This is a genomic window from Patulibacter sp., from assembly GCF_030655195.1.
In the GTDB taxonomy this organism is placed as follows: domain Bacteria; phylum Actinomycetota; class Thermoleophilia; order Solirubrobacterales; family Solirubrobacteraceae; genus Patulibacter.
This window is the reverse complement of record NZ_JAURWA010000074.1, coordinates 1-20,619: the sequence shown is the minus strand read 5'-3', so window position 1 is coordinate 20,619 and position 20,619 is coordinate 1. Positions and strand designations below refer to the sequence as shown.

The following is a 20,619-nucleotide window of genomic DNA, read 5'->3' as shown; positions in this document are numbered from 1 at the left end:
CGCGATCATGTGCGCCGCAGGACGCAGAAGTGCCGGTCGCCGTCGGTCCAGCACGTCTCGACGTCCAGTCCGGCCGCGGCGGCGGGCGCCACGATCGAGTCGGTCGTGACGCGTGCCCACGGGAACCACGCGCTGGTGGACCCGTCCGACTCGATGCGGATGCGGAAGGCCTCGGTGCCGTCGCCGTCGCCGGGCGTGGGCGTCGTCGCCGCACCGGGGGGGTCGAGCTCGACGAGCACCTGGCCGTCCGGGCACAGGAGCTCGGCCACGCGGCGCAGCAGGACGTGCGGGACGCCGCCGATGCCGATGTTGCCGTCGAGCAGCAGCGCGGTGGACCAGCAGCCGGGGTCCGGGGCGACCTCGAAGATCGACCCCTCGACGACCCGGGCGCCGCCGTCGCGGGCGTGGCGGACGGCCGTCGGGGACAGCTCGACGCCCACCGCCGTGACGCCGCGGCGGCTGAGCGCGTGCACGTGGCGCCCGGGGCCGCAGCCGACGTCGAGCACCGGGCCGGTGGCGCGGTCCAGGACGCGCTCGTCGACGTCGGAGGCCGGCGCGAGCCAGCGGCCGATCGGCATGGACCAGACGTTGCCGTCGGTGGCGCGGACGACGAGGTCGTCCGCGCCGTCGTCGAGCAGACGACCGAAGAGGGTGCTGGGGTTCACCGGGTCGGCTCCGGGGTGCGAGGGGACGGGGCGTCGGAGGGTGTCGTCGTGCCGAAGGTCGCGACCGTCCGCTCCAGGGTCCGGGCGAACCGGGTGTCCGGGGCGAGGGCGGCGACGGCGCGCGCGTCGTCGATCAGGTCGACGTCACGACGCTCCGGCAGCAGCGAGACGGACAGGTCGTGCGCCCGCAGACGCGCCTCCTGGTCCGCTCCCGTGTGCTCCGTGCTCATCGGGAGTCCTACGAACAGCGCGGGATCCTGGACGCGGAGGCCGATCGACCAGTAGCCGCCGTCGGGCGCGTGACCGAGGACCGCGTCGGTCCCGTCGGCCTGCAGCGCGGCCCAGGCGTCGGCCAGGTCCCCGGGGGTGACCTGCGGCGTGTCCATGCCGACGAGGACCGCTCCGCCGGTGGCGTCGGCGGCGACGTCCTGGAACGCGCCGGCCAGCCGCTCGTCCAGGCCGTCCCCCCGCTGGGGAACGACCTCGAAGCCGTCGGGCAGCCAGGCGCCCGGCTCGCCCTCCAGCACGACGACGCGGCGGCCGGCGGGCGCGGCGAGCACCGCGGCGAGCGTGTCACCCAACGCGGCCTCGGCCAGGTCGGCGGCCTGCTGCGGGGTGCACGGTGGACACAGCCGCGTCTTGCTGCGCCCGGCCCGCGGGGCCTTGGCGATGACGATCCAGGTCGGGACGGTGCTCATGCGGCCCGATCCTCCCGGAGGACGCGCGACATGTCACGGACCGTGCGCGCGGTGCCGCGGACGGTGCCGGTGACCTTCGACCGGCCGCCCTTGCGCGCCGAGTAGGGGACCTCGACCTCCTGGATCCGCCAGCCGGCGCGGCCGGCGCGGACGACCATCTCGAGCGGCCAGCCGAAGCGGCGGTCGCGCAGGTCGAGGTCCAGCAGTGCCTGGCGGCGGGCGGCGCGCATCGGGCCGATGTCCCGCAGGACGGGGCGTGCGCCGCGGCGGCGCATCTCGAGCGCCAGGGCGCGGTTGGCCGCCCGCGCGTGCCAGGGCCAGGCCCCGGGCTCGGGCCGGCGGGCGCCCAGGACGAGGTCGAAGGACCCGTCGCGCACCGGGTCGGCGACGATCGGCAGGTCCTGCGGGTCCAGCGAGCCGTCGGCGTCGACGAAGCAGACGACGTCGGCGGTCGCGGCGGTCAGTCCGGCGAAGCACGCGGACCCGAAACCGGGGCGTGGTTCGTGCACCACCGTCGCTCCGAGAGCGGCGGCGACCTCGCCCGATCCGTCACTGGAACCGTTGTCGACCACGATCGCTCGGTACCCGTCCGGCAGACGGCCCAACACCCAGGGCAGGGCCTGGGCCTCGTTGAGCACCGGTAGAACGACGTCCGTCACCCCCACAACCTACGGCCCCACCCGGCGTGCGGACGCCGAAGCGGGCGCCGTGCCGCTCCTGGCCCGTCCGTCCAGCGGTGCGGAGCGCGGTCCGACTACCCTCGCCCGATGATCCTCGTCACGGGCGGCGCCGGCTTCATCGGCACGCAGATCGTCGCCCAGCTCCTCGACGCCGGCCACGCGGTCCGCGTCCTCGACCTCCTCCACCCCGGTGCCCACGTCGTCCGGCCCGAGGTGGACGAGCGCGTCGATCTGCAGATCGGCGATGTCCGCGACGCCGTCACCGTCGACCGGGCCCTCGACGGCGTCGACCACGTCTGTCACCAGGCGGCGATGGTCGGCCTGGGCCTCGACATCGGCGACATCGCGGACTACGTCGGGCACAACGACCTGGGCACCGCGGTCGTCCTCCGGGCGCTGGCCCGCCGCCGGTTCCGCGGCCGGTTCGTGCAGGCCTCGAGCATGGTCGTCTACGGCGAGGGCCGGTACCGCTGCGCCGAGCACGGACTCGTCGATCCGCCCGCCCGCGAGGTCGCCGACCTCGACGCGGGGCGCTTCGAGCCGGGGTGCCCGGTCTGCGGGAACGCCCTGGTCCCGGAGGAGATCCCGGAGGACGCCCGCCTGGACCCGCGCAACGTGTACGCCGCGACGAAGCTGCACCAGGAGCACCTGGCGACGGCGTTCTCGCGCGAGACCGGGGTGCCCGTCACGTCGCTGCGGTACCACAACGTCTACGGCCCGGGCATGCCCAAGGACACCCCCTACGCCGGCGTGGCGTCGATCTTCCGCTCGTCCCTGGCGGCCGGCCGCGCGCCGCGGGTCTTCGAGGACGGCGGACAGCGCCGCGACTTCGTCCACGTCCGCGACGTCGCCCGCGCGAACGTCCTGGCCCTCCTCGCCGACGAGCCGGTCCCGGGCGCGTTCAACGTCTGCTCGGGCACCCCGCGCACGGTCGGCGACATGGCCCGCGCCCTCCACGCCGCGATGGGCGACGCCGGCGACGACCTCGACCCGATCGTCACGGGCGAGTACCGCCTGGGCGACGTCCGCCACGTCTTCGCCTCGGCCCGCCTGGCGGCCGACGTCCTGGGCTTCGAGGCCCGCGAGGACTTCGACGCGGGCATGCGCGAGTTCGCGACGGCGCGGCTGCGGGGCGGGTGAGCCGGGGGCCTACCCCGCCGCCGACCCGCCCACCTGCAGGCCCGCGAAGAACGTGACCAGCATCGTGCCGAAGAAGTCGTCGCCGATCCCGTCGGGCTCCACGAGGCGGTCGAGGGCGACGCCGTGGGCCATCACCGAGGTCATCCGGGCGGCGTCCTCGAGCGGGAACGGGGCGACGAGGCCCAGCTCGGCGGCGCGCTCCTCGTAGATCCGGGTGACGCGGTCGCGCAGCCCCCGGCGCCGCTCGACGAACGCGGCCCGGAAGGCCTCGTCGCGCACCGCGTGGACCATCAGCTCGAGGAACAGCCGCCCGCCCCGGGGCTCCGCGCCGGTCTGGGTGATCCACGCGTCACCGGCGTCGCGGGCCTGCGCGTCGATGTCGTCGTGGTCGCGCACCGCGCGCTCGATGTCGCCGACCGCGCGGTCGAACGTCTCGTCGAGGACCGCCAGCAGCAGCTCGTCCTTCGAGGCGAAGTTGGCGTAGAACGCGCCCTTCGTGAACCCCGCGTCGGCCGCGATCTCGGCGATCGACGCCGCCTGCAGCCCCTTGCTGGCCATGGCCGACATCGCCGACCCGATCAACGCGGCCCGGGTCCGGGCCTGCTGCTCCTTGCGGGTGGGGCGGGACGGCGCGCTCACCCGGCCACCGTACCGGCGGGTGGGCACGGGGACGCGGGAGGCGCCGGCGAGCCGCCGCACGGGCAGACCACGTCGCGGTTCTGCGGAACGTTCGCCCTCCGGTGCGGGGCGAACGGTCGGGAGAACCGGTCGGCTCGCCGCGCACCCGCCCCCGCGGCGCACCCCCGGCGCCGCCTCCCCCGGGCCGCCCCACGCGCCGCCGCTCAGCCCGCGGCGACCGCCACCGGCTGCTCGGCCACGACCTCGGGGCGGCGCGCGACGACGATCTCCGCCTGGCCGCCCGGGGTCCTCGTGATCGCCCGGGTGCGCATGCGCTCGCCCGGGGCGGTCGTGGTCTGCAGGTCCATCGAGCGGACGATCTCGCCGAGGATGACCTTCATCTCGAAGAGCGCGAAGCTCGCGCCGAGGCAGCGCCGGACGCCGCCGCCGAACGGGATCCAGGTGTAGGTGCCGGGGGTCTGGTCCAGCCAGCGCTCGGGCCGGAACGCGTCGGGGTCCGGGTAGAGGTCGGGGCGCCGGTGCACGAGGTGGATGCACGGCACGACGCGGGCGCCGGCGGGCAGGCGGTGGCCGGCGATCTGGACCGGCTCCTGCAGCTCGCGGACCGTGATCGAGATGACCGGGCAGAGGCGCATCGTCTCGCGGATCACCGCAGTCATCCACACGTCGCTCTCGCCCTCGCGGACCTCGTCCTGCAGGCGCCGCAGCGCGTCCGGGTGCCGGACGAGCTTCTCGAGGGCCCACGACAGCGAGGTCGCCGTGGTCTCGTGGCCGGCGACCAGGAGCGTCATCAGCTCGTCGCGCAGCTCGCGGTCGCCCATCAGCTCGCCGTCCTCGTCCCGGGCCTGCAGCAGCATCGAGAGGATGTCGGTGCGCTCGTCGAGGTCGGCGACCTGCCGGCGCGCGGCGATCTCCGGCAGCAGCACGTCGTCGACGGCGCGCAGGCGGCGCTGGACGGCGGGCAGGCGCGCGAAGCGCTGCTCGCCCATCAGCGCGATCAGCATCATCGTGCGCGGCTTGGTGACCTCGGCCATCAGCGTCTCGAGGGCCTCGCGCAGCCGGTCCAGCCGGGCGCCCTCCGCCACGCCGAAGACCGCGCGCATGATGATCTCCAGCGTGATCGCCTGCATCTGCGGCCAGGCCTTCAACGGCGTCCCCGTCGGCCACGCGTCGATCGTGTCGCGCGCGATCGAGCGCATCAGGTCCTCGTAGCCGGCCATCCGCTTGCCGTGGAACGGCGGCAGCAGCAGCTTGCGCTGGCGCAGGTGCGGCTTCTCGTCCAGCAGCAGGACGGAGTGCTTGCCGAGCAGCGGCAGGAGGATCGAGTTGCCCTCCCCGGCGTGGAAGACCCCCGGGTCGCCCGTGTAGACCTGCTTGACGTGCTCGGGGTTCGTGAGAAAGACCCATTTGCCGCCGCCCGGCAGGTCGAGCGTGAACGTCTCGCCGAAGCGCTCGGTGCACGAGGCGAGGAAGCCCCACGTGTCCCGGGCGAACTGCGCGGCGTGCCACGGCATCGGCCCGCGGGGACCGGCCGGGAAGGAGAAGGGCGCGGCGGGCACGTTCATCGTGCGCCGACGGTACTCGGATACCGGTCGGTATGTCAAATGCGCGGTACGCGTCCCCGGGCGCCGAGCCCCCGGTCGTCCGGCCGCCGGGTCGACTGCGTGCCGCACCCCGGGGCCGGCCCGTCGGTCCGCCACGTCCGCCCGCCGCCGACCGCCACCCCCGCCGGCCGTCCGTCAGTCCGCCACGCCCGCCGGCTCGCGGTCCCGCTCCGGTGCGCCCGTCGCCCGGACCTCGCGGAACTCCTCCGTCCGCACGTCCGCGACGAGCCGCTGGTACTCGCGCATCCGGTGCGGCCAGTTCGATACGACCCGTCCCGAGGCGTTGCGGTACCAGGACGAGCAGCCGGTCCAGACCGAGCCCTCGAAGTCCTTCTGCAGCCCGGTGTTCGAGGCCTGCTGCACCTCGGGTCGGACGTCGACGGCGTCGATGCCGCGGCGGCGGACGTGCGCCAGGGCGCGCCGGACGTACGCGGCCTGCGCCTCGATCATCACGACGATCGAGCCGACGGAGAGGTTCGTGTTCGGGCCGTAGAGGACGAAGAGGTTCGGGAAGCCCGACACCGTCATGCCGTGGTGCGCCTCGGCCCCGGCCTGCCAGCCCTCCTGCAGCTCGCGGCCGCCGGCGCCCCGGACGGCCATCGGCAGCACGAACTGCTGGCTCTTGAACCCGGTGCCGAAGACGATCGTGTCGACCTCGCGCTCCTGCCCGTCGTCGGTGACGATCCCCCGCTCCGTGATCTCCCGGATGCCGTCGGTCACCAGCTCGACGTTCGGCCGCTGGAGCGCGGGATAGAACTTCGACGAGAAGAGGATCCGCTTGCAGCCGATGGCGTAGTCGGGCGTGAGCTTCGCGCGGAGCTCGGGGTCCTTCACCGAGCGGCGCAGGAAGCCGAGCGTGAACGCCTTCAGCCCCGCGGCGATCGGCGGCGCGCTGGTCAGCCCGAAGGTCAGCGTCTCGCAGAACGCGTAGATCCCCCCGCGGCGCAGGCGCTGCAGGCCGGGAATCCTGTTGATCGCCGTCCGGGCCCACCCCGCGTAGGCCCGGTTGCGGCGCGGCAGCATGTACGACGGGCTGCGCTGGAAGACGTGCAGGCGGCCGGCCTGCTCGGCGACGGGCGGGACGAACTGCACGGCGCTGGCGCCCGTGCCGATGACGGCGATCCGCTCGCCGGTCAGGTCGTGCTCGTGGTCCCACTCGGCGGAGTGGAAGGTGTGGCCCGCGAAGGTGTCGATCCCCGGGATCCGCGGCCACGCCGGACGGGAGAGCTGGCCGCAGGCGAGGACGACGGCGCTGGCGTCGATCGTCTCGCCCGTCTCCGTGGTCACGGTCCAGCGGGCGGTGGTCTCGTCGAACGTCGCGTCGGCGACCTCGACGCCCAGGCGCAGGTGCGGGGTCAGGCCGAAGCGCTCGGCGCAGTCGCGCAGGTACGCCTTGATCTCGTCGTGCGGCGAGCACGGGTGCGACCAGTCGCCCCGCGGTGCGTAGGAGAACGAGTAGAGCGCGGACGGGATGTCGCACGCGGCGCCGGGATACGTGTTGTGGTGCCAGACGCCGCCGAGGTCGCTCGCGCGGTCCAGGATGGTGAACGGCACGCCGTCCCGGCCGAGCTCGATGCCCATGGCGATGCCGCTGAACCCGGCTCCGACGATGACGACGTGCTGATCTGCGGAGCCGGTCATGCTCCGAGAGTAGGGACGGGCCATTCCGATGCCGCTGTGGTCGCGCCACTGTTTCGACGCGATGAACTAGGGTCCGTCCATGGACGACGTCGCGGCCGACCGCAGGCCCCTCGTGGACGCCCACGAGACGCAGGACGAGCGCAGGCCCCTCGTGGACACCCATGCGACGCAGGACGAGCCCTCGACGGCCGCGAGGACGCTCCCGGACCCCGGCGGGGCGCCGGAGGACGCCGTGACCCCCGAGTCGCTCGCCTGGACGGAGCTGGCCGCGCGCCTGTCGACGGAGTCGGCGTGGCGGCGCCGGGTGATCGAGGAGATCACCGACGCGATCGTGCGCGACCTGCCCGCGTTCGGCCGGGACTCCGAGCTCGCCGCGGCGGTCCGCGACAGCGTCGACGACAACGCGCGGCTGTTCATCGCGATGGTCGAGCGCGGCGTGGACCCGTCGTCCGCCGAGCCTCCCGCGATGGCCGGGGCGTTCATCCGCCTCGTCGTCCACCGCGGCATCCCGGTCGACGCGCTGACCCAGACCTACCGCACCGCGCACGGGGCGTTCTGGCGCACGTGGGTCAGCGAGCTGCGCTCGGCGATCTCCGACCCGACCGAGCTGGCCACGGCGCTGGAGCAGGGCTCGGGCTACATGTTCACCTTCATCGACACGCTCACCGCGAAGGCGCAGAAGCTCTACGCGGAGGAGCGGGCGCGCTGGATCCGCAGCGCCGACGCCGTGCGCGCCCAGACCATCCGCGAGCTGCTCGACGGGCTGCCGGTCGACGCGGCCGCCGCCGGCCGGCGGCTGCGCCACGCGCTGGACCGCGAGCACCTGGCGGTGGTGGCGTGGAGCACGGACGGCGGCGTCGGCGCGGCGGCACTGGAGCCCGCGCTGCGTGAGCTGCTGGCCCCGCTGGGCGCCGGCCAGCCGCTGGCGACGGTCCTGGGCACCGGGCTCCTGGCCGGCTGGGTCGGCAGCCGCAACGGCTTCGAGCCCGCCGACCTGCGGGCGCTGCGCCTGGACGGCGGTGCGGTCCGCGACCTGGGGGCGATCGTCGCCGTCGGCACGCCCTCGCGCGGCGTCGACGGGTTCCGACTGGCGCACCACGAGGCGATGCACGCCCGCCGCGTCGCGCAGCTGCAGCTCGCCCCGCCGGGCACCGTCGTCCACTACGACGCGGTGGCCGTCGCCGCCCTGGCGTCCGCCGACCAGGAGCAGGCACGGCGGTTCGTCGAGGAGCAGCTGGGCCCGCTGCTCGGCGGGGACCGCGAGTCCGTGCGTCTGGCGGAGACGCTCGAGGCCTACCTCGAGGAGCACGCCAGCCCGCGCCGGGCGGCGGCGCGGCTGGGCGTCCACGAGAACACCGTCGCCGCACGGATCCGCACGACGGAGACGCGCCTGGGCCGGCCGCTGGCGGGCCGCACGACGGAGCTCCTGGTGGCGCTCCGCGTGCTGCCGCTCGTGCGGGGGTGAGCTTCCTCAGCGCGGCTTGCGCCCCCACATGAGGACCATCACGCGGTCGAGCAGCTTGGCGCCGAGCTTCGTGTTGGGGAACATCGTCGGCTCGCGGCGCAGCACCCACTTGCTGACCATGATCGTGTGGGTCTGCGTGTACTTGCGGATGCCGGCCGAGCCGTGGCGGGCGCCGACGCCCGACTCGCCCGCGCCGCCGAACGGCGCCTCCTGGGCCAGGTAGCTCATGATCGCGTCGTTGACCCAGCCCACGCCGGCGTTGATCCGCCGGGCGACGCGCTCGCCGCGCGCCAGGTCCTTCGAGAAGACGCTCGAGCCGAGGCCGTAGTTGACGTCGTTGGCCAGGCGGATGCCCTCGTCCTCGTCCGCGACCTTCATGATCGGCAGCGTCGGACCGAAGGTCTCCTCGGTCATGCAGTCCATCGTGTGGTCGACGTCGACCAGGACGGTCGGCTCGTAGAACCGGCCTGCCCCCGGGGCGCGCCGGCCGCCGACGAGCACCCGCGCGCCCTTCGCGACGGCGTCGTCGACGTGGGCGGCGATCGTCTCGATCTGCGGCGGGAACGTGATCGCGCCGACGTCGACCGAGCCGTAGCCCTCGGGCTTGCCCTGACGCAGCGCGCGGACCTTCGTCTCGACCTTCTCGACGAACTCGTCGTACACCGGCGCCTCGACGTAGATGCGCTCGACCGACATGCAGATCTGGCCGCTGTTGCGCATCCCCCACTCCACCGCGACGTTCGCGGCGCGCTCGAGGTCGGCGTCGTCCAGGACGATCATCGGGTCCTTGCCGCCGAGCTCCAGCGAGCACGGGATCAGGCGCTCGCCGCACCGCGCGCCGATCTTGCGGCCGGTCTTCGTGGAGCCGGTGAACATGATCATGTCGGCGCGGTCCACCAGCGCGGAGCCGGTCGCCCCGTCGCCGGTGGCGACCTGGAAGACGCCGGACGGGAAGCCGACGGCCTCGGCGCCCTCGGACATCAGCATCGTCGCCAGCGGGGTGACCTCGCTGGGCTTGATGATCACGGAGTTGCCGGCCATCAGGGCGGGCAGCGCGTCGCCGAAGCCGAGGGTCAGCGGGTAGTTCCACGGCGCGATCACGCCGACGACGCCGAGCGGGCGGTAGGTGACCTTGACCTTGCGGCCCAGGACGAGCGGCGAGTGCGTGCGGACCTTCTCGTCGGCCAGGTACTTGCCGGCGTTCTTGGCCCAGAACCCGAGCGAGTCGGCGATGTAGAAGAGCTCGGCCAGGAGCGCGTCCTCGCGGGTCTTGCCGTTCTCGGCCACGACGACGTCGACGATCCGCGAGCGGTTCTGGACGAGCCAGTGGCGCAGGGCGAGCATCAGCCGGCGGCGGCCGCCGAACCCGAGGGCGTGCCAGGCGGGCTGCACGGCGCGGGCACGGGCGACGAGCTCGTCGATGCGCGCGGCGCTCATGTTCTCGACGAACTGGATCGTCTTGCCGGTGGCCGGGTTCTCGACGGCGATCATGCCGTCGGGGGCCTTCTCGGTGGTCTCCTGCTGCAGCAGCTCGGGCACGGCGTCTTCCTCTTCTCGACCGGATCATCCGGGCACGCCGTCGACCTCGACGCGTGCGCGGGAACACAGAGAGCCTACGCGCATCTGACACCGTGTCGATGCGGTCGGACCACAACGCGGGACGGCCGGGTGGGGCCGGAGCCCGATGGGGCGACCACGCCGGACGCCGCCGGCCAGGACCGACGGCGGGCCGTCGTGGACGACCCGGACGGGGGCGGAGGCCTCAGCCCTCGGCCAGCCAGACCGAGATCGCGTGGTTGCCGATCGTGTACGGCGGGGGCAGCCGCGCCTCGTCGGCCTCAAGCGCGGCGGCGAGCTCCGCGCGGTCCCACCAGCGGGCGGTGACGAGCTCCTCGGCGACGACCGGCTCGCGCGGCAGGACGACTGCGCGGTGGCCGATCATCAACTCGTAGGGCTGGGGCCACGGCTGGCTGCCGAACGACTCGACCCGCAGGACGCGCAGGCCGACCTCCTCCATCGTCTCGCGGACGACGGCCTGCTCCGGGGTCTCCCCCGGCTCGACGAACCCCGCCAGGCACGACCAGACCTTCTCCTTCGCGCCGCGACGCCGGCTCAGCAGCACGCGGTCGCGTCCGTCGGTGACGAGCATCGTGGCGACGGGGTCGGTGCGGGGGAAGTGCCGCGCGCCGCAGCCGGGGCAGACGCGACGGTGGCCGGCCGTCGAGAGCGTCGTCGCGGTGCCGCAGCGCCCGCAGAAGCGATGGTCGGCCTGCCAGCGGATCAGGGCGACGGCCTGGACCGCGAGGGCGGCCTCCTCGGGGTCGAGGTGCTCGAGGACGTCGCGGAAGGGCACGAGCTCGGGGACGCCGTCGACGTCCGCGTCGCGGCCGACCTCGGCGGCGTCGACCGCGAAGACCGCCGAGCCGTCCGGGTCGACCGCCAGGAGCGTCGGCACCGCGACGCCCGCCAGGAGCTGCGGGCCGGTGACCTCCAGCCCCTCGGCGCTCGCCGCGATCCGGCCGTCGGCGTCGACGACCAGGACGTCGGTCGCGTCGTCCTGCCGGGCCGCGGCGAGCCAGGCGTCGTCGCGCCGGAAGCGGTCGCCGCGGTCGTGCGTGGCGACGCTGAGCGGGACGGGCGGCGCGGCGTCGGACATGCGGGCAGGTTAGGGCCGCGACGGTGCGGCGCCGGACGGGACGGGCCGCGACGGCGCCGCGACGTCCGGACCGGGCCCGATGGACGACGGCGCACCGGGTGCCGTGCGGCTCGGGTCCCCCGGGTCGTCCTGTGCGGCACCGGATCCGCCGGATCCGGGCTCCGGCACGTCGTGCAGCCGCCGGAAGAGCGGACCGGTGGCGACCGTCGTGAGCAGGGCGACGGCGACGAGTGCCGCGAAGATCCGGTCGTCGAGGATGCCGGCGGAGCGCCCGACCTCCAGGATCACGAGCTCGGTCAGGCCGCGGGCGTTCAGCAGCACGCCGAGCGCCGCGGCCGGTCGCGCGCCGTCCCCCGAGAGCCGCGCGGCCACCGCGACGCCGCCGAACTTCGCGAGCGTCGCCGCGGCGAGCAGGAGCAGCAGCTCCGACACGTCCCCGAGGGACAGGTTCGCCAGGTCGACCGTCAGCCCGGTCGAGAGGAAGAACACGGGCACGAGCAGCACACCGACCCGGGCGAGCACCCCCGCGCCGGCGTCCGCCGCCCGCCCCGCGGCGCCGTCGCGCGGGCAGAGCACCCCGAACGCGAACGCCCCGATCGCGGCGTGCAGCCCGATGCGGTCCGTGGCGAGGGCGGAGAGCAGCAGGCCGACGAGGAGGATCCCGGCGGCGGCGGATCGCGGCCTCGCGACGCCCCGCAGCAGCAGGACGACCGCCGGGCGCAGCACGAACCGCAGCGCCAGCGCGTAGGCCACGACGAGGAGCAGCAGCTCCGGCAGGGGTCGACCGCCCGTCCCGTAGGCACCGACGACCACGGCCAGCGCGGACCACGCGACGAGGTCGGTGACGGCCGCGACGGCCATCGCCGTGCGACCGATCTCGCTGCGCAGCAGGCCGGCGTCGCCGAGGATGCGCGCGAGCACCGGGAACGCGGTGACCGACAGCGCGACCGCGATGAACGCCGCGAACGCGGCGCGCGGGACCTCCTCGCCGCCGACGACCGCGTGGTCCGCCCACAACGGCAGCGCGACGAGCACGCCCACCGCTGCGGGCACGAGGATCGACCCGGCCGACAGCGCACCGATCCTGCCGCGCGCCCGGCGCAGGAGCCGCGGGTCGCTCTCGCGCCCGACCCCGAAGAGGAAGAGGACCAGCCCGAGCTCGCCGATCCGCCGCAGCCACTCGCGGGCGTCGTCGGGGAACACGGCGCCGGGCAGGTCGGCGCCGAGCAGCCCGAGCAGGCTGGGACCGAGCGCGATGCCGGCGAGGATCTCGCCGATCACGGGCGGCTGCCCGAGCCGCGCGGCGAGGCGCCCCGCGTACCGCGCGGCGACGAGGATCAGCAGGACGTCGGCGAGGACCACCAGCAGCGTGGTCGGGGCGCCGGAGACGGCGAGGACGGAGGGCGCGGACATCCGGGGCGTCGCGGGCGCCGCACGGGCGGGGCCTGCTCCGACGGTACGAACGCCCGGGAGGGGCCGAACGAGGGGGTGACCCCGATCAGCCCAGGTACCCGCGCCGCTCGCTCTCGTCGATCAGCGCCTCCGCCGCTGCCCACAGCGTCGGCGAGCCGTCCTCGATGATCCGCAGCCGCTCGCGGACACCGGCGGCGGTGATCTCCGGGTCGGCCTCCTGCCGCGTCATCCAGGCGAGCAGCAGCGGCTGGAAGCGGTCCATCGCCCGGGCGAAGCGGGCCTCGGCCGTGACGTGGGCCTCGAACTCCTCCCACGCCGCACGCAGGCGGGCGCCCTGCTCGGCCGGCAGCAGCGCGTAGAGCCGGTCGGCGGCGGCGACCTCGCGCTCGGCCTGCCCGACCATCGCCGCGTCGTCGTGCAGCGGGACGTCGCCGGCGTAGACCTCGACGAGGTCGTGCAGGACCAGCAGCTCGACGACCCGCGCCCGGTCGACCGGCTCGGCGGCGTGCCCGGCCAGCACGATCGCCATCAGGGCGAGGTGCCAGGAGTGCTCCGCGTCGTTCTCGGGCCGGTCGACGGCCGCGACGTGCGACTGGCGCAGCACGGCCTTCATCCGGTCGACCTCGACGACGAACGTCAGCTGCGCCAACAGGTCCCCGGCGATCGCCGCCGGGAACGGGTTCCCGGCGATCAGCAGCGGCTCGGGGTCCGGGGCGTCCACGCCCCACAGCGTCGCACCGCGGGCGCGGTCGCCGTCGCCGGGCGGCGGTCCTCGGCCCGCACCGTCGACGGGACGGCGGACGCGGTCTCCGTCGCCGGGCCGCGGTCCCCGGTCCGCGCCGTCAGGGGGACGGCGACGGCCCGGGCGCGACGACCGTCCCGCCCGGCCACCCTCAGCCCTTCGCCTTGCGCTTCCGCTTCTGCGGCAGGTCCGTGATCGTACCCTCCGCGATCTCAGCGGCCAGGCCGACGGACTCCGACAGGGTCGGGTGCGCGTGGATCGTCAGGGCGACGTCCTCGGCGTTGGCGCCCATCTCGAGCGCCAGGCCGACCTCGGCGATCAGCTCGCCGGCGTTCGTGCCGACGATCGCCGCACCGAGGATCCGGCGGGACCCCGGGTCGACCAGGAGCTTCGTCTGACCGGCGGAGGCGTCCGACGCCAGCGCACGTCCCGAGGCGACCCACGGGAACGCGGCGACCTCGTACTCGACGCCGTCCTTCTTCGCCTGCGTCTCGGTCAGGCCGACCCAGGCCAGCTCGGGCTCGGTGTAGGCGACCGACGGGATGCCGCGCGGGTCGAAGACCACGTCGTGGCCCGCGACGACCTCCGCGGCGACGTGGCCCTCGTGCGTGGCCTTGTGGGCGAGCATCGGCTGGCCGACGACGTCCCCGATGGCGAGGATGTGCGGCAGCTTCGTGCGCTGCTGCTGGTCCACCGGCACGAAGCCGCGGTCGTCGACCTCGACGCCGAGGTCCTCCAGCCCGAGGTCCTTGCCGTTGGGCACGCGACCCACGGCGACCAGCACCCGATCGAACTCGGCCGGCTCCGGAACGCCGTCGCCCTCGCCGGAGAACGTCGCCCTCAGGCCCCCGTCGACGACCTCGACCCCCTCGACCTTCGTCTTCAGGTGGATCGCGGCGTAGCGCCCGTCGATGCGCTTCTTCAGCGGCTTGACGAGGTCCTTGTCGGCCCCCGGGACGAGTTGGTCGGCGAGCTCGACGACCGTGACCTGCGAGCCGAGCGCGTCGTAGACCGTCGCCATCTCCAGGCCGATGATCCCGCCGCCGACCACGAGCAGCCGCTTCGGGACGTCCGCCAGCTCGAGCGCGCCGGTGGAGTCGATGACGGCCTCCTCCTCGTGCGGGATGCCCGGCAGCTGCACCGAGCGCGAGCCCGTCGCGACGATCGCCGAGTCGAAGGTGACGAGCGTGTCGTCGACCTGCAGCTCGTGCTCGCCGACGAATCTGCCGGTGCCGCGGACGACCTCGACCTTGCGCTGCTTGGCCATCCCGCCCACGCCGCCGGAGAGCTTCTCGACGACGCCGTCCTTCCAGGAGCGCAGCGCGTCGAGGTCGACCTCGGGCGTGCCGAACGAGACGCCGTGCTCGGCCATGTCCTCGGCCTCGGTGATGACCTTCGCGGCGTGCAGGAGCGCCTTGGAGGGGATGCACCCGACGTTCAGGCAGACCCCACCCAGGACGGGCTCGCGCTCGACCATCGCGACCGACAGGCCGAGGTCGGCGGCGCGGAACGCGGCGGCGTAGCCGCCCGGCCCGGAGCCCAGGACGACGAGGTCGACGTGCAGGTCGCCCTTGGCCTTCACCTCGTCGCTCGCCTTCGACGGCGTGGCGCCGGTGGTCCCGGCGTCGCCGGAGGCCGCCGGGTCCTTCGTGGCGCCCGAACCACCGGCGTAGGAGTCGCCGTCGGTGCCGGGCTCGCCGCTCTTCGCGTCCGCGGACCCCCCGGACGACGACGCGTTGCCGGCGGTGCCGCCGCCGCCCTTCGGGGGCGTCGAGCCGTCGTCCTTTCTGGGCCCCTCCTCCCCCGCCGGGTTGGACGCGTGCTCCGCGCCGTCCCCGTCCTTCTCGTCGACCTTCCCGCCGGACTGCGCCTCGGCGCCGTCGGCCGACCCGTCGCCGCCCTGCGGGCCGCCCTCGGCGTCGGCGGTCTCGAGCACGAGGATCACGCTGCCCTCGGAGACGGCGTCGCCCTTGGCGACCTTCAGCTCCTTGACGGTGCCGGCCTCCGGCGACGGGACCTCCATCGTCGCCTTCTCGGATTCCAGCGCGACGAGCGGGTCCTCCTTCTGGACCTCGTCGCCGACCGCGACGAGGATCTCGGTGACCGGGACGTCGTCGAAGTCGCCGATGTCCGGGACCTTGACCTCGATGGTGCTCACAGCAGGATCCTCCGGAAGTCGGCCAGGGTCTTCGCCAGGTGCGCCGTGAAGCGCGCCGCCAGCGCGCCGTCGACCACGCGGTGGTCGTAGGACAGGGACAGCGGCAGGATCAGGCGCGGCTCGAACTCCGACCCGTTCCAGACCGGCTTCATGGCCGAGCGGGTGACGCCGAGGATCGCGACCTCGGGGGCGTTGATGATCGGCGAGAACGACGTGCCGCCGATGCCGCCCAGGGACGACAGCGAGAACGTGCCGCCGGACATCTGCGCAGGCATGAGCTTGCCCTCGCGCGCCTTGCCGGAGAGCTCGGTGAGCTCGGCCGCCACGGCGTAGATGCCCTTCTGGTCGACGTCGCGGATGACCGGGACGAGCAGCCCGTTGGGCGTGTCCGTCGCGAAGCCCAGGTGGTGGTACTTCCGCAGCACCAGCTCGTCGCCGTCCAGCGACGAGTTCAGGACCGGGAAGGACTTCAGCGTCGAGGAGATCGCCTTCAGGAGCAGGGCGACCATGGTCACCTTGACGTCCTTCTGCTCGCCGTTGAGCTGCTTGCGGAACGCCTCGAGCTCGGTGATGTCCGCGTCGTCGTTGTGCGTGACGTGCGGGATCCGGACCCAGTTGCGGGCCAGGTTGGCGCCCGAGAGCTTCTGGATCCTGGAGAGCGGCACGCGCTCGATCTCGCCGAACTTCTCGAACTTCACCTTCGGCCACGGGGCCAGGCCGAGGCCGCCGTCGCCGACGGCGTCGCCGCCGCTCGGTGCCTTCGGGGCCGCGGCGTCGTCGCTCTTCGCGGGGGCCGGGGCGTCCTTGGCCTGCTGGACGTCCTCCGGGACGATCCGGCCCTTGCGGCCGGTGCCCTGCACGGTCGACAGGTCGACGCCGAGCTCGCGGGCGAGCCGACGGACGCTCGGGCTGGCGTAGACGGGCTCGCCGGAGGGCCTCGCCCCGCCGGCGGCCGCCGCGGCCGAGGACTCGACGGCCGCACCGCCGACGGAGCCGTCGGCGGTCGGGGAGCCGTCGCCGGACGACGCGCCGTCGCCGGAGGAAGAGCCGCCCCCGGACGTCGCGTCGCCGCCCGAGCCGGCACCGCCGTCGTCGGCGGTGCCCTGCGGGTCCGGGTCCTCGCCCTTGGGCTTCGTGCCGCCGTCGCCGGGAGCCTCGCCCTTCCCCTCGGAGGCGTGCGGCGCGTCGCCGTCTTCGTCCTTGTCGTCCGCGTCCGCCGGGCCCGCGTCGGGCTTCTCGGCGTCATCGCCGTCGCCGTCGGTCTCGATCCGGATGATCGGCGTGCCCTCGGACACGCCGTCGCCCTCCTTCACGAGGATCTCGGCGATCGTCCCCGCGACCGGGGAGGGGACCTCCATCGTCGCCTTCTCGGACTCGAGGGCGACGAGCGGGTCCTCCTCCGCCACGGTGTCGCCCACCGCCACGAGGATCTCCGTCACCGGAACATCGTCGAAGTCCCCGATGTCGGGGACCTCCACCGTCGTCATCGCGCCCACGGGACTCCCTCGTCCGTCTTGATCTCGTACTTCTCGATGGCCTCGGTGAGCTTCGCGGGCTCGACCTCGCCCCGCTTGGACAGCTCCGTCAGCGCCGCGAGCACGACGTGCCGGCGGTCGACCTCGAAGAACCCGCGCAGCGCCCTGCGGTAGTCGCTGCGGCCGTAGCCGTCCGTGCCGAGCACGAAGTACGGCGCGTCCAGGTACGGCCGGATGCCCTCCGCGAGCTCCCGGACGTAGTCCGACGACGCGACGATCGGCACGTCGCCCGACAGGACCTCGGAGACGTAGGCCGTCTGCGGCTCGTCCTCCGGGTGCAGCCAGTTGTGGCGCTCGACGGCCATGCCCTCGCGGCGCAGCTCGGTGTAGCTCGTGACGGAGAAGACGTCGGCGGCCACGCCCCAGTCCTGCTCGAGCAGCTCGGCGGCGGCGACGACCTCGCGGAGGATCGTGCCCGAGCCCAGCAGGCGCACCTGCGCGGCCCCGACGTCCTTCGCCGTGGCCGTGGCCGCGTCGGCCCCGTCGGAGTCGTGGTCGCCGGCCCCGGCGTCGGCCGGCTCGACGTCCCCGTCGGCGGCCTCGCCACCGTCGTCCTCGACGAGCTCGTCGTCCTTCGCGGCGGCCGCGTCCTCGGCGCCCCCGGCGTCCTCGACGGCGGGGTCCTCGGTCGACCCGGCCTCGGCCTCGCCGGCCTCGCGCACGCGGTGGATCCCCTTGAGGATCCCCGCCTCGGCGCCCTCCGGCAGCGCGGGCTGCCGGTAGTTCTCGTTCATGACGGTGAGGTAGTAGAAGACGTCCTCCTGCTCCCCGTACATGCGGCGCAGGCCGTCGTGGACGATCACGGCCAGCTCGTACCCGTAGGCCGGGTCGTAGCTGACGCAGTTGGGGATCAGTGCGGCCTGCACGAGGCTGTGGCCGTCCTCGTGCTGCAGGCCCTCGCCGTTGAGCGTCGTCCGGCCGGCGGTGCCGCCGATCAGGAACCCGCGGGCCCGGGAGTCACCGGCGGCCCAGGCGAGGTCGCCGATGCGCTGGAACCCGAACATCGAGTAGTAGACGTAGAACGGGATCATCGGCGTGTCGCTGTTGCTGTACGACGTCGCCGCGGCGATCCAGGACGAGAACGCGCCCGGCTCGTTGATGCCCTCCTGGAGGATCTGCCCCTGGCGGTCCTCGCGGTAGAACATCAGCTGCTCGGAGTCCTCCGGCTGGTACAGCTGCCCGACCTGGCTGAAGATGCCCAGCTGGCGGAACATCCCCTCCATGCCGAACGTGCGCGACTCGTCGGGGACGATCGGCACGACGTGCTTTTTGATCGCCTTGTCGCGCAGCAGGCCGGCGAGGATCCGGACGAACGCCATCGTCGTCGAGATCTCGCGGTCGCCCGAGCCCTCGAGGACGGCCTTGAACGCGCTCAGGTCGGGGACCGGGAGCGACTCCGAGGACTTGGCGCGCCGCGACGGCAGGTAGCCGCCGAGCTTCTTGCGCTGCCCGTGGAGGTAGGTCATCTCCTCGGAGTCGTCGGCGGGCCGGTGGAACTCGAAGTTCTTGACCTGCTCGTCGGTGAGGTCCAGCCCGAAGCGCTCGCGGAACGTCAGGAGGACGTCCTCGGTCATCTTCTTCTGCTGGTGGGTGATGTTCTGCCCCTCGCCGGAGGCCCCCATCCCGTAGCCCTTGATCGTCTTGGTGAGGATCACCGTGGGCTGACCCGTGTGGTTGCGGGCCGCGTGGTAGGCGGCGAAGACCTTCGCGGGGTCGTGGCCGCCGCGGTTGAGCGCCCAGACCTCCTCGTCGGTCCAGTTCTCGACCATCTTGGCCGTCTCGGGGTGCTTGCCGAAGAAGTGCTCGCGCACGTAGGCGCCGTCGCGGGACTTGAGCGTCTGGTAGTCGCCGTCGACGGTCTCCTCCATCAGGCGCAGCAGGTGGCCCTCGGTGTCCTTCTTCAGGAGCTCGTCCCAGCGGGAGCCCCAGACGACCTTGATGACGTTCCAGCCGGCACCGCGGAAGTTCGCCTCGAGCTCCTGGATGATCTTGCCGTTGCCGCGGACCGGACCGTCGAGGCGCTGCAGGTTGCAGTTGATGACGAAGTTCAGGTTGTCGAGCTTCTCGCGCCCGGCCATCCCGATCGCGCCCATCGACTCGGGCTCGTCCATCTCGCCGTCGCCGCAGAAGACCCAGACGTCGCGGTCCTTGGTGTCCGCCATGCCCCGGCCCTGCAGGTACTTCAGGAAGCGCGCCTGGTAGATGCCCATGATCGGGCCGAGGCCCATCGACACCGTCGGGAACTGCCAGAACTCCGGCATGAGCCACGGGTGCGGGTACGACGAGAGACCGGGCTGCGAGCGGTCCGTCTCCTGCCGGAAGCGCCGCAGCTGCGCCTCGTCGATCCGGCCCTCGAGGAACGCGCGGGCGTAGATGCCCGGCGAGGAGTGGCCCTGGATGTAGACCAGGTCGCCGCCGTGCTCCTCGCTCGGGGCGCGCCAGAAGTGGTTGAAGCCGACCTCGTAGAGCGTCGAGGCGGACTGGAACGAGGCGATGTGGCCGCCGAGCTCCGAGGACTCCTTGTTGGCCTGGAGCACCGTCGCCAGGGCGTTCCAGCGGACGAGCGAGCGGACGCGCCGCTCGATCGCCTGGTCCGTCGGCAGCGGCTCCTGGTCGTCCACCCCGATCGTGTTCACGTAGGGGGTGGTCGAGTGCAGCGACGCGGCGAGGCCCCGGGAGCGCGTGTGCGCGACCAGGGTCTCCAACAGCTCCTCGGCGCGGCCGGCGCCGTCGTGCTGCAGCACGGCGTCGAAGGCCTCGAGCCACTCCTTCGTCTCGGCGGGATCGGGATCGGCGGGTGTGGACATCGACGCTCTGATCGGGGGCGGGGCTGGCTGCGGGGGCGGATCAGGACCGATGGTCCGTGTCCCGCGTCACGCGTGCCTCCACACTAGTATACAAGTCGATCCGCAGTGCGGGAAAGGCTTTCGCCCGCCGCCCCGGGGGCCGCATGGGACACGTCGCTTGGGCCTGGTGCTCGTCGTACCCCGTTGTCCCACACCGGCACCCCGCGGGGGAAGACCTGGGCCGGATCGCCCCCCGAGGGGCGGGGTGGGGTGGGTGGCGTGGGCGGCGGGGTGGCCGTGGGCGGCGGGGTCGCCGTGGGCGACGGGGTCGCGGTGGGCGACGGGGCGGCCATGGGCGGCGGGGTGGCCGCGGACGGCGGGGTCGCGGTGGGCGACGGGGTGGCCGTGGGCGGGTGGCGGCGGGCGGAGTGCCGAGCCGGGTGAGGGCGGAGGCGGAGTGCGACCGATCGCCACGACGCGTGTGGTGGCCGGGCGCACGCCATGGGTCATCCGCCAAATCGTGCTGCCGGCCTGCCGGATCCGGTGGATTGCGCATGCTGCGCATGCGGCATCCGGCGAAGCCAGATTCGCCCGAACGGATTCGGCGGATCACGCAGGGCCGGAGACCCCGGTCCACGCCACCACTCCTGCCTGGGCCTGCACGACCCCGGCACGCCCCGCCCCCCGCCACGCCTCGGCCCGCGCGACCCCGGCTGGCCCGCCCCGCGCCACCCCGGCCCGCCTCGCCCCGCGCGCCACCCCGGCACGTCTCGCCCCGCGCGCCACCCCGGCACGTC

General features: G+C 74.0%; 15 protein-coding genes. 2 read left to right on the top strand and 13 right to left on the bottom strand.

From position 1 onward, the window contains the following. Positions 1-5 precede the first annotated feature (5 nt). The 3 genes from Q7T67_RS07940 to Q7T67_RS07930 are packed head-to-tail and all read right to left on the bottom strand — an operon-like array spanning position 6 to position 2,022. Positions 6-665 (bottom strand): bifunctional 2-polyprenyl-6-hydroxyphenol methylase/3-demethylubiquinol 3-O-methyltransferase UbiG, encoded by a 660-nt coding sequence (locus Q7T67_RS07940; protein ID WP_304787787.1) that lies wholly within the window; start codon positions 663-665, stop codon positions 6-8. Further along, complete coding sequence (locus Q7T67_RS07935) at positions 662-1,363, bottom strand: TIGR04282 family arsenosugar biosynthesis glycosyltransferase (RefSeq protein WP_304787785.1); 702 nt, start codon at positions 1,361-1,363, stop codon at positions 662-664. Before Q7T67_RS07935 ends, Q7T67_RS07940 begins: the two co-directional genes overlap by 4 nt. Continuing rightward, positions 1,360-2,022, bottom strand: a complete 663-nt coding sequence (locus tag Q7T67_RS07930) for a glycosyltransferase family 2 protein (RefSeq protein ID WP_304787784.1) — start codon at positions 2,020-2,022, stop codon at positions 1,360-1,362. Before Q7T67_RS07930 ends, Q7T67_RS07935 begins: the two co-directional genes overlap by 4 nt. 108 nt (positions 2,023-2,130) lie before the next feature. Between Q7T67_RS07930 and Q7T67_RS07925 the strand changes: the two genes are divergently transcribed. Continuing rightward, positions 2,131-3,183: an NAD(P)-dependent oxidoreductase gene (locus tag Q7T67_RS07925; protein ID WP_304787782.1), complete on the top strand. Its 1,053-nt coding sequence runs from the start codon at positions 2,131-2,133 to the stop codon at positions 3,181-3,183. A 9-nt stretch (positions 3,184-3,192) separates the two neighbouring features. Here Q7T67_RS07925 and Q7T67_RS07920 read toward each other — a convergent pair whose 3' ends face one another. From Q7T67_RS07920 to Q7T67_RS07910, 3 genes are all read right to left on the bottom strand, one after another. Next, positions 3,193-3,822: a TetR/AcrR family transcriptional regulator gene (locus Q7T67_RS07920; protein WP_304787780.1), complete on the bottom strand. Its 630-nt coding sequence runs from the start codon at positions 3,820-3,822 to the stop codon at positions 3,193-3,195. A 203-nt stretch (positions 3,823-4,025) separates the two neighbouring features. Continuing rightward, positions 4,026-5,387: a cytochrome P450 gene (locus Q7T67_RS07915; RefSeq protein WP_304787778.1), complete on the bottom strand. Its 1,362-nt coding sequence runs from the start codon at positions 5,385-5,387 to the stop codon at positions 4,026-4,028. Positions 5,388-5,561: 174 nt separating this feature from the next. Next, on the bottom strand, positions 5,562-7,067 hold the full coding sequence (locus tag Q7T67_RS07910) for an NAD(P)/FAD-dependent oxidoreductase (RefSeq protein ID WP_304787777.1): 1,506 nt from the start codon (positions 7,065-7,067) through the stop codon (positions 5,562-5,564). Positions 7,068-7,146: 79 nt separating this feature from the next. On the opposite strand from Q7T67_RS07910, the gene Q7T67_RS07905 reads away from it, so the two are divergent. Beyond that, entirely contained in the window at positions 7,147-8,532 is a 1,386-nt protein-coding gene (locus Q7T67_RS07905) for a CdaR family transcriptional regulator (protein ID WP_304787775.1), read from the top strand. Between the two features lie 6 nt (positions 8,533-8,538). Here the strand turns inward: Q7T67_RS07905 and Q7T67_RS07900 are convergent, their stop codons facing one another. From Q7T67_RS07900 to aceE, 7 genes are all read right to left on the bottom strand, one after another. Further along, complete coding sequence (locus Q7T67_RS07900; protein WP_304787773.1) at positions 8,539-10,071, bottom strand: succinic semialdehyde dehydrogenase; 1,533 nt, start codon at positions 10,069-10,071, stop codon at positions 8,539-8,541. Positions 10,072-10,294: 223 nt separating this feature from the next. Then, positions 10,295-11,188, bottom strand: coding sequence for an NAD(+) diphosphatase (gene nudC / locus Q7T67_RS07895; RefSeq protein WP_304787772.1), 894 nt, complete (start codon positions 11,186-11,188; stop codon positions 10,295-10,297). 9 nt (positions 11,189-11,197) lie between these two features. Then, positions 11,198-12,601 (bottom strand): cation:proton antiporter, encoded by a 1,404-nt coding sequence (locus Q7T67_RS07890; protein WP_304787768.1) that lies wholly within the window; start codon positions 12,599-12,601, stop codon positions 11,198-11,200. Between the two features lie 85 nt (positions 12,602-12,686). After that, positions 12,687-13,322 (bottom strand): HD family hydrolase, encoded by a 636-nt coding sequence (locus tag Q7T67_RS07885; protein WP_304787766.1) that lies wholly within the window; start codon positions 13,320-13,322, stop codon positions 12,687-12,689. A gap of 172 nt (positions 13,323-13,494) precedes the next feature. Further along, positions 13,495-15,501, bottom strand: a complete 2,007-nt coding sequence (gene lpdA / locus Q7T67_RS07880) for a dihydrolipoyl dehydrogenase (RefSeq protein WP_370695377.1) — start codon at positions 15,499-15,501, stop codon at positions 13,495-13,497. After that, entirely contained in the window at positions 15,498-16,988 is a 1,491-nt protein-coding gene (locus Q7T67_RS07870; RefSeq protein WP_304787764.1) for a dihydrolipoyllysine-residue acetyltransferase, read from the bottom strand. The genes lpdA and Q7T67_RS07870 overlap by 4 nt, the downstream gene beginning before the upstream one ends. Further along, complete coding sequence (gene aceE, locus Q7T67_RS07865) at positions 16,985-19,843, bottom strand: pyruvate dehydrogenase (acetyl-transferring), homodimeric type (RefSeq protein ID WP_370695376.1); 2,859 nt, start codon at positions 19,841-19,843, stop codon at positions 16,985-16,987. Before aceE ends, Q7T67_RS07870 begins: the two co-directional genes overlap by 4 nt. Between the last annotated feature and the right edge of the window lie 776 nt (positions 19,844-20,619).

Bases quoted from the DNA above. Each gene is read 5' to 3' on its own strand.
- Q7T67_RS07935 (WP_304787785.1), bottom strand. From the start codon at position 1,363: ATGAGCACCGTCCCGACCTGGATCGTCATCGCCAAGGCCCCGCGGGCC.
- Q7T67_RS07925 (WP_304787782.1), top strand. From the start codon at position 2,131: ATGATCCTCGTCACGGGCGGCGCCGGCTTCATCGGCACGCAGATCGTC.
- Q7T67_RS07915 (WP_304787778.1), bottom strand. From the start codon at position 5,387: ATGAACGTGCCCGCCGCGCCCTTCTCCTTCCCGGCCGGTCCCCGCGGG.
- Q7T67_RS07910 (WP_304787777.1), bottom strand. From the start codon at position 7,067: ATGACCGGCTCCGCAGATCAGCACGTCGTCATCGTCGGAGCCGGGTTC.
- Q7T67_RS07905 (WP_304787775.1), top strand. From the start codon at position 7,147: ATGGACGACGTCGCGGCCGACCGCAGGCCCCTCGTGGACGCCCACGAG.
- nudC (WP_304787772.1), bottom strand. From the start codon at position 11,188: ATGTCCGACGCCGCGCCGCCCGTCCCGCTCAGCGTCGCCACGCACGAC.
- Q7T67_RS07890 (WP_304787768.1), bottom strand. From the start codon at position 12,601: ATGTCCGCGCCCTCCGTCCTCGCCGTCTCCGGCGCCCCGACCACGCTG.
- Q7T67_RS07870 (WP_304787764.1), bottom strand. From the start codon at position 16,988: ATGACGACGGTGGAGGTCCCCGACATCGGGGACTTCGACGATGTTCCG.
- aceE (WP_370695376.1), bottom strand. From the start codon at position 19,843: ATGTCCACACCCGCCGATCCCGATCCCGCCGAGACGAAGGAGTGGCTC.